Raw genomic sequence first — 14,047 nt, 5'->3', positions numbered from 1 at the left:
ATACCGATCGTATCATGGTTCCATTCACCGCTTTCTAATATAGCTGGTGCAAAAGGGCCATGTCCTTTCATGTTTTTATTCTCAACATTTATCGCCGGTGGTTTATACTCCGATTTTTTCAACCAATTGTCATAAGCTTCCTGTGCATTCTTAGAGAGTTTTTGTTCCTCCAGGGGAAAACCTTCTGCAACGGCAAATTGTTGTGCCCCGATACCTACCAGCATCACATGCGGCGTTTTTTCCATTACCCTGCGGGCAACGGAAACGGGATGCTTGATCCTTTCGAGGAAAGCAACGCTACCGCAATTGAATTTATCATCCATAATGCAGGCATCCAATGTTACAAAGCCATCCCTGTCAGGGTTAGCCCCAAGCCCTACACAGCAATTCTGAGTGTCTTCAATCACCATTACTCCTTTTTCCACCGCATCAATAGCCTTTCCTTTTTTACCCAATATTTCCCATGCTGCTTTATTAGCCACTAATCCAGTGTCCCATGTTGAAATAACAACAGGGTTTCCTGTAATAGTTTCAATTGTGCTTTCAGCAGATATTGCCGAGCCTATCAATGTTGAAATAGAAGTTAGTGCCGAGCCTTTTATGAACTTTCTCCTGTTAATCATGCTTGTAGGTTAAGAATTTCGAATTTAGGCAATAAGTTAAAATTATGAGTAGAATTATTTCAGGCGGGGTTACTTACCATAAATCAATGGTCACTGCGGCTATCCATCGGAAATTTGTGTTATAAAATTTAAACGAAAGGAGTCAATAATGAGAATCGAAATTATATCAGGCAGTCCGAGGGTAAACAGTGTAACCCGCAGGGTGGCAATAAATTTAAAGAACTGGATCATTGAAAATACTGAACACGAAGTTGATATTATTGATCTGAGGGATTGGAACCTCCCTCCTGTTCAATCTGTTTTTGTATCACCGGATAAAACACCAGCAGAATTTAGATCTCTTGCTGAAAGGATATTTGATGCCGATGCTTTTATTTTGGTAACACCGGAATATAACGGCAGCTATTCCCCGGCAATGAAAAACCTGCTGGATCATTTTCCGAAACAGCATCACAAACCATTTGGTATTGTAACAGCATCTCCGGGTGTAATGGGTGGTATAAGGGCATCACAACAATTATTGCAATTGGTACCTGCCTTATTTGGAATAGCTTCACCTTACCTGTTGATAGTACCACAGGTAGATAAAAAATTTGATGAGGAAGGAAATCTTACTGATGAGTCATTTTACAAATCTGTTCATAATTTTATTTCAGAATTTTTATGGTTGGCAGAAAAAGTAATTGCTGAAAAACAACCAGCTTTAACTTTGAGCAACTGAAAAAAGAAATTTGAAAACAATTTATTAATCATAACCAGTAAAGACTTTATGTCTTTAGGGTTTTAAAAGCTCCGCCGAGGCGGATTTGGGGTATATGAAAACGATTTTACATAAAGCAGCTACAAGAGGTCATGCCAGTCACGGCTGGCTGGATTCTTATCATACTTTTAGTTTTGCGGGGTATTATGATGCACAACGAATGCATTTCGGTGCATTGCGGGTATTGAATGATGATACAGTGGCCGGCGGGATGGGTTTCGGAACACATCCGCATGATAATATGGAAATAATTTCGATACCTACCGAAGGTGCTTTAGAACATAAGGACAGCATGGGAAATGTGCAGGTAATAAAACAAGGTGATGTGCAGGTGATGAGTGCCGGCACAGGCATTCAGCACGGGGAAAAAAATAAGAACCTGGACAAACCAGTAAAGTTTTTCCAGATCTGGGTTTTTCCCAATAAGAAAAATGTTGAGCCCCGTTATGATCAGAAAAATTTTACTGATGCTGACAAGCACAATAAACTATTAACCGTTGTTTCTCCCATCGGCACAAATGATGGTGGCGTACAAGTTCACCAGGATGCATGGTTTAGTTTAGGTAAACTGGATAAAGGATTTTCGACTTCTTATAAACTAAAGAAAGAGAATAGTGGAGTATATGCATTTGTAATTAGTGGTTCAGTTTCTGTAAATGACGAAAAGTTGGATCAGCGGGATGGGTTAGGCATTACCGAAACAAATGAATTAAAAATTTTGGCAGATACAGATGCTGAAATATTATTAATGGAAGTTCCGCTTCTTAAATAAAACAGTATGAGCAATCAAAAATCAATAGATGTGATCATCGCCCCTCCTCCACCGCATATGGTGGGTGATGGGTTTCGTGTACATAATTTTTTTCCGAATAGCCGGTTCATTGATAAAAAAAGGATGAGTCCTTTCTTTATGCTGGACTATGGTTCAAAGATCGAGTTCAACCCTTCTGATGAACCACGTGGTGTAGGTGTGCATCCGCATGCAGGTTTTGAAACAGTGACTATTGCCTATCATGGCAAAATAGCCCATCACGATAGTGCAGGTAACAGCGGTATCATTGGCGAAGGTGATGTGCAATGGATGACTGCAGGCTCAGGATTACTGCATAAAGAATATCATGAAAAGGAATTCAGCAAAACCGGAGGCTTATTTCAAATGGTACAGTTATGGGTAAATCTTCCTGCAAAAGACAAAAAAGTAAAACCCAAATACCAGGAGATCACTAATAGTGCAATGGGTAAAGCTTACTTAAATGATAAAACAAGTTTTATTGAGGTCATTGCCGGTGAATACGGAGGAGTGAAAGGTCCTGCATCTACGTTTACACCTATGCAGGTTTATAATGCGAAGCTGAATAAAGGAGTATCTGCTGAATTCAATCTGCCTGCAAATTTTAATACAGGACTACTTGTCATAGAAGGAACAATAAAAGTAAATGCCCGCCCGGATGACCCGGTCGGACGGGACAAGGAAGTGTTGAATGATAATTTTGTTTTACTGAAGAATGATGGTGAACAGTTTACTATTGAAGCAACAACAGATGCAGTTGTATTGATCTTATCAGGCGAACCGATTGAAGAGCCTATTGCAGCATATGGCCCATTCCTGATGAACACCTGGCAGGAAGTGGAAGAAGCAATTAATGATGTGAATGCAGGAAAATTTGGAGTACTGCAGGATTAGTTTTTAAGTATAAATGTATAAAAGGTATATAGGAGGCTTTTCTATATACCTTTTTACTTTATATACTTAGCTACGTTATTTCTTTTCCATAAATTTTTCAAGATTGCGCCTTGCATTTTTCTGAACAGCTCTTTTCATAAAACCAGCCCAGCCGAATAATACACCTTTCCAACCTAAGGCTTGTCCGATCCATGTACTTAAACGGAAAGCATCACTATGCTCGATTATTTTTCCGTCTTTCAGTTTCATGAATGCTTTGATATTATTTACAACCCGGTTTCCTGTTTTTGAAAAAGTATAAGTGGCCACCCATTTACAGGTTGCATATTCTTCATCCAGCAATTCAATATCAGAAAAGGTCAATGAAAACTCTTTTGCGTTTTTACACAGCATTTCCCACATCGCTTTTGCTTCATCACCATGCAGCACTAAAAATACCGGATCACTAAAAACAATATCATCACTATAACAATCCTGCATTGTTTTATAATCCAATTGCTGAAAAGCTGTATAAAATCGTTCAATGACTTGCTTATTATCGCTCATAAAAATATTTTATGGGTGTAAAAACAGATTGGCTTAATTTAACCGGGTAAAACTAAACTATCATGCTACGCAAACTACTTCTCGTTGGGTTTTTATTTTCGTTCTTTCTTTCTAATGCACAAACTGACCAGGATAGTGCATGGATAAAGGACAACTACACAAAAAAAGAAATTTACATACCCATGCGGGATGGAACAAAATTATTCACTTCCATTTACGCACCAAAAGACAGAAGTGAAAAACATCCTATTCTGATGAACCGTACACCTTACTCATGTTCACCCTATGGTGAAAGTAACTGGCGGGGATTCTGGGGTAGTCATTGGAAATATTATATGCGTGAAAATTATATCATCGTATTACAGGATGTTCGTGGCCGTTGGATGAGTGAAGGTGAATTTGAAGATGTAAGACCATTTATAAAAGACAAAAAAACAAATACTGATATAGATGAAGCAAGTGATACTTATGATGCTATTGACTGGCTGATAAAAAATCAACCCGATAATAATGGCAATGTTGGTGTATTTGGAATTTCTTATCCCGGTTTTTATTCTACGATGGCTGCTGCCTCAGGTCATCCTGCGTTGAAAGCAGTCAGTCCACAGGCGCCGGTTACCGAATGGTTTTTAGGAGATGACTTCCATCATAATGGTGCATTTTTCCAAATGGATGGTTTTAGCTTTTATCCCAGTTTTGGAAAACCAAGACCTAAGCCAACCACAATGGGTTCACCGGGATATGATTTTAAGATAAAAGACAACTATGAATTTTATTTAAAAGCAGGCTCATTGAAAAACCTGGCTAATATGATTGGCGACAGTATTAAATTCTGGCATGAGATGTATAAACACCCCAACTATGATGATTGGTGGAAAGCAAGAAATGCAAGAACGGCTATGTATAATATCAAACCAGCTATGCTTGTTGTAGGTGGTTTGTTTGATGCAGAAGATTGTTATGGTGCATGGAATCTTTATAAAGCGATTGAAAAGCAAAGTCCGGGTACAGATAATAAATTAGTAATGGGCCCATGGAGCCACGGACAATGGAGCAGCCGCGATGGAAGTCAACTTGGTAATGTGAGGTTTGGCGCCAATACTTCTATCTGGTATCAGAACAATATTGAAATTCCTTTCTTTAATTATTATCTGAAAGGAAAAGGTTCGAATCCAAATTTTGCAGAAGCTCTTATATTTTTCAGCGGAGTTAATGAATGGAAAAAATTACCTCAATGGCCACCTGCATTAATGAATGAAACACCAATTTATTTTGGAGCCAATGGAAAACTGGATTGGAATAAACAGGCTGGTAAAAATATTTTCAGCGAATATGTAAGTGATCCTGCTCACCCGGTTCCTTATACAGAAGATGTGCATCAAAACAGAACTGCTGCATATATGACCGATGACCAGCGGTTTGCTTCACGAAGAACAGATGTACTTACATTTCAAACTAATGTGCTGACGGAAGATTTGACATTGGCAGGTCCAGTGATTGCAGATCTATTAGTAAGCATTACAGGAACAGATGCTGACTTTGTTGTAAAACTCATTGATGTTTTTCCTGACGACTTTCAGTATCCGGCTCCCAGAACTGGTAGTTATTTAATGGGTGGTTATCAAATGCTGGTTCGTGGCGAAATAATGCGTGGCAAATACAGGAACAGTTTTGAGACCCCCTCTCCTTTTACACCGAATAAAATAGAAAGAGTAAAATTCGATTTGCCTGATGTTGCTCATACTTTTCAAAAAGGACACAGGCTAATGATACAGGTGCAAAGCAGCTGGTTCCCATTAGCAGACCGCAATCCACAGAAATTTGTGAATATTTATGAATGCAGTGAAGCTGATTTTCAGAAAGCAACAATTCGTCTCTATCATGACGGTACCAACAGCAGCAGTATTAGTTTACCTGTATTGAAATAAATTTCTTCCTAAATTACAGTCCCGTTTTCAGCGGGACTTTTTTTATACAATTGTAAAAAGAATTAGAATGAGAATTTGCTTGCTTTTATCTGTATTCCTGTTTTCAATAAATTCATTAACGCAGGGTATAAAAATTATTCCGCAACCGGTGGAATTATTTGTGTCTGCTGCCCCGGAAAAATTTACCATAAATAGTAAAACAAAAATTGTTTTTGGACATGGATATGGGCTTGAAAAAGAAGCTGATTTTTTTAATGAATATCTTAAAAAGTTCTATAATCTAAAATTAGAAGTATATGGAAGGCAGGATAGTTCAATAATAAATAACTCGATAATGATCTCGAGAAGTCCATTACCATCCAGCGATACTATTGAGGGTAAATATTCATTAATAGTTACAAAAAATCATATTTCCATTTCTGCCAGGAATAGAACCGGCTTATTTTATGGTTTTCAAACCCTGATTCAGTTATTACCCATACCCACTCCTTCCAAAACACCACAGACAATAAAACTTTCAATATCACAATTAACAATCACAGATTACCCCCGATTTGTCTATCGTGGTTTGCATTTGGATGTGGGGCGCCATTTTATGCCTGTTGATTTTATAAAAAAATATATTGACTATATCGCATTGCATAAAATGAATTATTTCCATTGGCATTTAACAGAAGACCAGGGCTGGCGAATTGAAATAAAAAAATATCCAAGATTGACTGAAGTTGGTTCAGTCAGAAATGGATCCATTATTGGCCGCTTTCCGGGTAGCGGCAGTGATAATATTCCACATACTGGTTTTTATACTCAAGAACAAATAAAGGAAGTAGTAAAGTATGCTGCTGATCGTTTCGTAACAATAGTACCTGAAATAGAAATGCCCGGTCATGGCAGCGCTGCTATTGCTGCTTATCCTTCACTGAGTTGTTTCCCGGATGAATCAACAAAGATTCCGCCCGGTATGATATCTCAAAAAAGTTCAATGCTGATCTCGCCAATGGTAACATCAAAGCCCGGTAAACTGGTACAGGAAACTTGGGGAGTGTTTGACGATGTGTTTTGTGCAGGCAAAGAAGAAACATTTAAATTTCTGGAAGATGTAATTGATGAAGTAGTTCAGCTTTTTCCCGGAAAATATATTCATGTTGGGGGTGATGAATCTCCTAAAGAAAACTGGAAACGTTGTCCCTCCTGCCAGAAAAGAATGGAAGCGAATAAGCTGGTTGATGAACATGAGCTGCAGAGTTATTTTATACAGCGAATGGAAAAATACCTGAATAAAAAAGGAAAAACATTAATTGGCTGGGATGAAATACTCGAAGGCGGATTAGCACCGAATGCAATTGTAATGAGCTGGCGGGGTGAAGCTGGTGGAATTGAAGCAGCAAAACAAAAACATGAAGTGATCATGACACCGGGTGATCCTGTTTATTTTGATCATAGCCAAAGCGAAAATGAAGATTCGGTAACATTTGGTGGCTATAACCCCATAGAAAAAGTATATGCTTATGAACCGGTACCAAAAGAGCTAAATGCAGATCAAGCAAAATATGTTTTAGGAGCACAGGCCAATCTGTGGACAGAATACATAACGAACCCTAAGAAAGTGGAATACACGTTATTTCCAAGATTAGCTGCATTAAGTGAAGTGCTGTGGAGCCCTAAAGAAAAAAGAGACTGGAATGAATTTGAACCGAGGTTACTTGATCAACTCAAAAGATATGAATTCTGGAAAGCAAATTATAGCAAAGCTTTGTTTGATATTAAATCTTCAGTAATTCCTTCGCTTGATAATAATGGCGTGCAATGGAAACTTGAATCAAAACAACCTGGTGTTGAAATTAAATATATCACACATACAGCCGGAATGATTGCGGCGCCGACATATAAGGATGGAAAAACTTATACAACGCCAGTACCAGTAAATAGTTCTATGATCTTAGCAGCAACAACAATGTCAGGCAGCAAATCAATTAGCAATCCTGTATATCAAACATTCAGTTTTAATAAAGCAACCGGGAAGAAGATCGATTTAAAAATGGAACCATCCCAAAGTTATCCAGGTGATGGCGCATTTACATTAGTAAATGGCGTGGTGAATGAAAAAGGAATGACAAAAAGCCGTGAATACCTTGGCTTCTCTGGTGGTAATTGCGAAGCCACGATCGATCTTGGATCATCACAAAAAATTAAAAATGTGGTGGCACATGTTTTAAGAGAGAAAGGAAGCTGGATATGGCAACCTCAGACATTTGAAGTATTTGTTTCAGAAAATGGCACTGACTTTACATCAGTTGGTTTAACGGATGATTTTAATGTAAAGATTAAAGGACTTGAAACTGGTACAATGAAAGTGGAGTTTGCTGAAAGAAATGCACGGTATATAAAAGTGATTTTAAGAAACTGGGGCGGAATACCGGAAGGAAATCCCGGTGCTGGTAACAAAGCATGGCTGTTTGTTAGTGAAATTGAAGTGAATTAAGCCTTGCAGCAGTTTATCACGACCATTGACTTATCATTTTGTATTTTTACACTTAAATTATTGCTACCATGAGCATGGTTGATTCATTCGAAAAAATCCCGGTTAAGATTTTCCCTGATCTAAAAAAAGGTTCTGTAGAAGTAGCTAAAGAAATTGCTGCACTGATCCGTGACAAGCAATCAAAAAAAGAAAAATGTGTATTAGGACTTGCTACTGGCTCTACTCCAAAAACACTTTATGTTGAACTGGTAAGAATGCATAAGGAAGAAAAACTCAGTTTCAAAAATGTCATCACTTTTAATCTTGATGAATACTACCCGATCAATAATAATGCATTGCAGAGTTATAACCGGTTCATGCGGGTACATCTTTTTAATCATGTTGATATAGATCCTAAAAACATTCATATCCCTAATGGGGAAATACCAAAAGAAAAAATAAAGGAACATTCACGCCAATACGAAAAAATGGTTGAAGATGCAGGCGGTATTGACTTACAGATCCTCGGTATTGGTAATAATGGTCATATCGGTTTCAATGAACCAGGTTCAGGCATTTATTCCAAAACAAGATTAATTACACTTGATAACTCCACCCGTATTGCAAATGCATACGAGTTTGCAAATATTTCAGAAGTCCCCCGTCTTGCCATCACTATGGGTATTGGCGAGATAATGAAAGCAAAAAAGATCATCTTAATGGCATGGGGTTCTGGTAAGGCGGCGGTTATAAAACAATCTGTTGAAGATGATGATTCCGAATCTGTGCCCGCATCTTTATTACAAAATCATGATGATGTATCCTTTTATATTGATGAAGCAGCTGCGTCAGAGTTGACACGTTTTAAATCACCATGGCTTACCGGTGAATGTGAATGGACACCAAAAATGATCAAGAAAGCTGTGGTGAACATGGCATTGAAATTAAAAAAACCAGTACTTAGTTTAACGAATAGTGATTATAATGAATATGGTCTTAGTGATCTGCTGGTGGAAGAAGGTGATGCATACGAGATCAACCTTAAAGTCTATTATATGTTGCGTGATTCCATTACCGGGTGGCCGGGAGGAAAACCGAATGCAAATATTCCCCATCATCCTGAACGTTCAGAGCCCTATCCCAAACGTTGTGTTATCTTCTCCCCTCACCCCGATGATGATATCATTAGTATGGGTGGTACATTTCAGCGTTTGCATGACCAGGGCAATGATGTACATGTAGCTTATCAAACTTCAGGGAATATTGCAGTAACAGATGAATTCGTAACAAGATTTCTTGATTTTGCAGTAGGCTTTGAAGCAATAGCCGGCATTGATACAAATAAATCTGATAAGATTTTGGTTGAAGCAAGAAAATATATTTCCCGCAAAAGATCGAACCAGATGGATACACCAACCATCCGTTCAATCAAAGGATTGATCAGGCAATGTGAGGCAAAAGCAACTTGCCGTTATGTAGGTATCAAAGATGAGAATATACATTTTCAAAATCTTCCTTTTTACGAGACCGGGGCGATAGAGAAAAAACCAATGAGTGAGAAAGATGTGAAGCTTACCATGGAACTGCTTCGCACCATAAAGCCGCAGCAAGTGTTTTGTGCAGGTGATTTTGCAGATCCTCATGGTACACATATTGTTTGCTTCAATGTGGTAGTGGAGTCATTAAAACGAATTAAAGCTGCCGGCGACGAATGGATCAATGATTGCTGGCTCTGGCTCTATAAAGGCGCATGGCAGGAATGGAATATTGAAGAAATTGAGATGGCCATACCGATGAGTCCCGACCAGGTACTCAAAAAACGTTTCGGAATTTTTATTCATCAGTCACAAAAAGATATGGTTCCCTTCCAGGGAAGCGATTCAAGAGAATTCTGGCAACGGGCTGAAGAACGTAATGCAGCAACAGCGAATCTTTATGCCGACCTCGGCCTTACTCACTATGCAGCGATGGAAGCATTCGTGAGATGGCACTACTGAGGAAGTTATGAATTATAAATGATGAATGAATTGTACCAAACTTCACCGCTACTATTATACTTTTGTTGCGTCGCACTCTTGTACTGCAGCAATTCTATTCAGCATATTTGAAAACTCATTTCCTTTTCGAATCTCAGTAGCAATTGCATCTTATCTTTGCAAATTACAAATACACAACCTGCCTGACGGTAAGCAGGTCTTCAATATCAAACATTAAATAACTCATGCAGGTTTTTAAATTCGGTGGTGCTTCAGTCAATAGTGTAGACAGGATTAAAAATGTAGCCGGCATATTAAAGCAATACAATGATAAAAAGATTCTGGTAGTCATTTCCGCTATGGGCAAAACCACCAATGCTTTGGAAAAAGTGGTGGAAGCATTCTGCAATAATAAAAATGAAGAAGCCCTTAGTTTGTTTGAACAGGTAAAACAGCAACATCTTACAACTGCAAAATACCTGTTGGTACAAAATGCTTTGGCATGCGAACAACAATTACTTGATTTTTTTACTGAAGTGGAATGGCTGCTGCACGACAAACCGGTTCGTGAGTATGATTATTATTATGACCAGGTTGTTTGTTGTGGCGAAATGCTTTCAACAGCCATTGTAAGTCACTATTTAAATGAAGCCGGCGTAACCAATCAATGGATTGATGTAAGAGATATAATAAGAACAGATGATAATTTTCGTGAAGCAACGATTAACTGGGAAGAAACCAGCCACAAAATTGATGAGCTAATTAACCCCTTATTTCAAAAAACCAATATTGTATTAACACAGGGCTTTATCGGCTCAACCGATGAAAATGAAAGCACAACCCTGGGCCGTGAAGGAAGTGATTATACCGCCTCTGTATTTGCTAATATGCTAAATGCCGATGGCCTTACCATCTGGAAGGACGTGGAAAGTGTAATGAATGCTGACCCAAAGAAATTTCCGGAAGCTCAGCCTATTCATGAACTGAATTATAACGAAGTAATTGAAATGGCATACTATGGAGCACAGGTCATTCACCCTAAAACCATCAAACCTTTGCAGAATAAGGGGATTCCTATGTATGTAAAATGCTTTCTCAATCCTAGGCTGCAAGGCACTGTAATTCATAGTCATTCCGTAAAGAGTTTGCCACCGATTATTGTGCTTAAAGAGAACCAGGTGATGATGGAAATGAGTTCAAGGGATTTCTCTTTTGTAAGCGAACAGCATACCGGAACACTCTACCATCTATTTGAAAAATACAAGCTCAAACCCAACCTGACGCAGAATGGGGCTATCAGTTTTACTGCCGTATTGGACAATTGGCCAGAGAAAATTGAAAAGCTTGCACTCGAAGCTTCGGAGATTTTTGACGTGCAGGTCACCAGGGATCTTTCACTACTCACCATCAGGCATTATACAAGGGAAGTGTTTGAAAAATTAGCTGAAGGAAAAAAAATTATACTGCAGCAAAGGACGCCAGATACTGTTCAATCCTTGATGCAGTAGTTACCAATCTTCTTTTTTCACGGGAAGTTCAACCGTTACGGTCTGCACCATTTTTTTAGCAACAGGTTTATCATTAAGCATGGCGGGTTGCCAATTGGGCATCTTTTCCATTCGATTGATTATCTCATCAATAAAATCAATATCGGTTATCCCACGCAGCACTTTAAAGTTTACAGGCACACCATCCGTATCAATTATGAACTCCATCTGCACATAAGCTTTATTAATTCCATTAGGTAATAACTCAACCATTTCCCTGCCGAGGTTATCAAGATATTGCATCAATGCATTGGCGCCACCTTCATACTGTGGCCATTGATGCACGGCATCTGCAAGTACAGGAATATTTCTTGTACGATGCTGTGCCGTCGATTTTTTTACCAATAGCCTTTCTGAAACGGCTGCTGATTTCCTGGGAGGAGTGCCTGGAATTTTATAAGCTCCTTTATCATCGATCATCACCACGGGTAATTGCTTATATCGTTCAAAATAATAAAAGGCGTCTTCCAGTTGAGTAGCAAATTTTTTTAATGCGGGATCTTCTTTTATAAGATTAGTAAAGTAATCGTTGCTTCGCTGTACATCAAACTTAATAGGGAAAATATGTACAGGTATAAACTCCTGCCCGGCATCCTTGGCCATTGCAGCAAGAATATATACCTCCTCGATCTTATCATCAGTTAAAGGAATACATCCTACAGTAACGCAACTGCCATGAATAAAGATATCACCACCTGGCATCTGCGCATCGCTAAGCATCTTATCCGATTCATTGGGATAATTTAATCCCAATGAAAGATGGTAAGTGCTTTTGGGATTGAACTCATTGATATAATAAAATCCTTCGGGTACCTGGTAATCACCCTCCATTCTTTTAGGTCCCATTGATCCGGCCAGTGCACAAACTTTATAAGTCTTGAATAATTTGAATTGATCGTTAATATCATTCTTTACCCATACCTCAAACTGGCTATCCCATTTGAATGAGCGGAAGTATAAATATTTTGCCGGCCATTCAAGACCTTTTTGCTTGAACTGGCTTTGTAATGTATCGGCCTTCCGTTTCAACGCATCTGCGGGACGGGTAAATGTTTTCTGGTAATCAATAAATGAAACAGCAGAAGGCCCGCCTTTGTACGGTGGCTGGGCATACGATGAAAATGTGATAATTAAAAGGGCAAAAAATAGAACCAGGCTTTTCATGCTTATATACTTCTTTTTACTAACGACGCAAAGATGCGTTTATGAGAATAGGAATATTAAATTATTTGTAAAGATATGTTGAAAACAGGGAATCGGGTATCAAGGGAACCGTTAAATAGTTCCTCAAACTGGTATTTACTAACTAACAATTACAGATTTCCCCTCTCTCCCTGCTCTCTCTCAATCGCCTCGAATAATGCTTTGAAATTTCCCTTACCAAAACTTTTGGCGCCTTTACGTTGTATGATCTCGAAAAATAAAGTTGGCCTGTCTTCAACCGGTTTAGTAAATATTTGAAGTAAATACCCTTCCTCGTCCCGATCTACCAATACACCCAATTCTTTAAGTGGTTCCAGGTCTTCATCGATCTTCCCTACCCTGTCGAGTAGATCATCATAATAAGTAGTTGGAACTTTTAAAAACTCAACACCCCGGTTGCGTAACTCAGTTACTGTATCAACAATATCATTCGTAGCCATTGCCACATGTTGTACGCCTTCTCCGTTATAGAATTCAAGATATTCTTCCACCTGGCTTTTTTTCTTTCCTTCTGCCGGCTCATTGATCGGGAATTTTACAAAGCCATTTCCATTGCTCATCACTTTACTCATCAGTGCAGAATATTCGGTAGAAATATCTTTATCATCAAACGTAAGGATATTACGAAAGCCCATCACATCTTCATAAAATTTCACCCATGGGTTCATCTGGTTCCAGCCAACATTTCCTACACAATGATCCACATATTGCAAACCGGTTTCTTTTGTTTTAAAATAAGGATTATTCCAGGCACGGAAACCCGGCATAAAAACCCCATTGTAATCTTTTCTTTCAATAAACAAATGCACTGTATCACCATAAGTATGAATGCCGCTTACTACAACTTGCCCATCATTATCTTTTAATTGCTGCGGCTGCATATATGATTTAGCACCGCGTTTTGTTGTTTCATTCCAGGCACTGGTGGCATCATCTACTTTTAGTGCAAGTGCCTTTACACCATCTCCATGCTTATAGATATGATCGGCTATTTCATTTCCAGGTCTTAATGGTGTTGTTAAAACAATAGTGAGTTTATTTTGCCGCACAGCATAGCTTGCTTTGTCCTTCACTCCAGTTTCGGGTCCTGCATATGCCAACGGATGAAAACCAAAAGCTGTGATATAATAATGTGCTGATTGTTTAGCATTACCTACGTAGAATTCTACATAGTCAGTTCCTTGTAAGGGAAGAAAGTCTGTTTGTACATTTTGTCTTTTATCGGTTGTTGTAGTAGATGTCATAATTATTTTTTTGTGATCAGTGATATTAATGCTCTTCATAACCTGTTGTTTCCAATTTGCTGCTTTGCCACTCAA

10 protein-coding genes and 1 pseudogene (1 of these 11 only partly in view) are annotated in these 14,047 nt (G+C 38.6%); 7 read left to right on the top strand and 4 right to left on the bottom strand.

Annotated elements, in window-relative coordinates:
- Positions 1–623, bottom strand: a pseudogene (locus E6H07_14310) (N(4)-(beta-N-acetylglucosaminyl)-L-asparaginase) (it extends 407 nt beyond the left edge of the window).
- Positions 624–771: 148 nt separating this feature from the next.
- Here E6H07_14310 and E6H07_14305 point away from each other — a divergent pair.
- The 3 genes from E6H07_14305 to E6H07_14295 all read left to right on the top strand — a co-directional run bounded on the left by E6H07_14305 (position 772) and on the right by E6H07_14295 (position 3,067).
- A complete protein-coding gene (locus tag E6H07_14305) occupies positions 772–1,344 on the top strand; it encodes an NAD(P)H-dependent oxidoreductase (GenBank protein TMI62584.1) in 573 nt (190 codons plus the stop codon).
- A 94-nt stretch (positions 1,345–1,438) separates the two neighbouring features.
- Positions 1,439–2,155, top strand: a complete 717-nt coding sequence (locus tag E6H07_14300; GenBank protein TMI62583.1) for a pirin family protein — start codon at positions 1,439–1,441, stop codon at positions 2,153–2,155.
- A 6-nt stretch (positions 2,156–2,161) separates the two neighbouring features.
- Entirely contained in the window at positions 2,162–3,067 is a 906-nt protein-coding gene (locus E6H07_14295; GenBank protein TMI62582.1) for a pirin family protein, read from the top strand.
- 75 nt (positions 3,068–3,142) lie between these two features.
- Here E6H07_14295 and E6H07_14290 read toward each other — a convergent pair whose 3' ends face one another.
- Entirely contained in the window at positions 3,143–3,613 is a 471-nt protein-coding gene (locus E6H07_14290) for a nuclear transport factor 2 family protein (GenBank protein ID TMI62581.1), read from the bottom strand.
- A gap of 62 nt (positions 3,614–3,675) precedes the next feature.
- Between E6H07_14290 and E6H07_14285 the strand changes: the two genes are divergently transcribed.
- The 4 genes from E6H07_14285 to E6H07_14270 all read left to right on the top strand — a co-directional run bounded on the left by E6H07_14285 (position 3,676) and on the right by E6H07_14270 (position 11,486).
- Positions 3,676–5,541 carry a CocE/NonD family hydrolase gene (locus E6H07_14285; protein TMI62580.1) on the top strand — a complete coding sequence of 622 codons (1,866 nt, stop codon included), beginning with the start codon at positions 3,676–3,678 and terminating at the stop codon, positions 5,539–5,541.
- Between the two features lie 67 nt (positions 5,542–5,608).
- The gene (locus E6H07_14280; GenBank protein TMI62579.1) at positions 5,609–8,023 is read left to right on the top strand and encodes a beta-N-acetylhexosaminidase; all 2,415 of its coding nucleotides are present in this window, start codon (positions 5,609–5,611) and stop codon (positions 8,021–8,023) included.
- Between the two features lie 68 nt (positions 8,024–8,091).
- Positions 8,092–9,999: a glucosamine-6-phosphate deaminase gene (gene nagB, locus E6H07_14275; protein ID TMI62578.1), complete on the top strand. Its 1,908-nt coding sequence runs from the start codon at positions 8,092–8,094 to the stop codon at positions 9,997–9,999.
- 224 nt (positions 10,000–10,223) lie between these two features.
- The gene (locus E6H07_14270) at positions 10,224–11,486 is read left to right on the top strand and encodes an aspartate kinase (protein TMI62577.1); all 1,263 of its coding nucleotides are present in this window, start codon (positions 10,224–10,226) and stop codon (positions 11,484–11,486) included.
- Here E6H07_14270 and E6H07_14265 read toward each other — a convergent pair whose 3' ends face one another.
- Positions 11,487–12,689, bottom strand: coding sequence for a hypothetical protein (locus E6H07_14265; GenBank protein TMI62576.1), 1,203 nt, complete (start codon positions 12,687–12,689; stop codon positions 11,487–11,489).
- Positions 12,690–12,838: 149 nt separating this feature from the next.
- A complete protein-coding gene (gene hppD / locus E6H07_14260) occupies positions 12,839–13,972 on the bottom strand; it encodes a 4-hydroxyphenylpyruvate dioxygenase (GenBank protein ID TMI63075.1) in 1,134 nt (377 codons plus the stop codon).
- Between the last annotated feature and the right edge of the window lie 75 nt (positions 13,973–14,047).

The sequence above is a fragment of the Bacteroidota bacterium genome (genome assembly GCA_005882315.1).
Lineage (GTDB): Bacteria > Bacteroidota > Bacteroidia > Chitinophagales > Chitinophagaceae > VBAR01.
The sequence above is the reverse complement of the archived record's forward strand: the minus strand, read 5'-3'. Positions and strand labels throughout refer to the sequence as shown.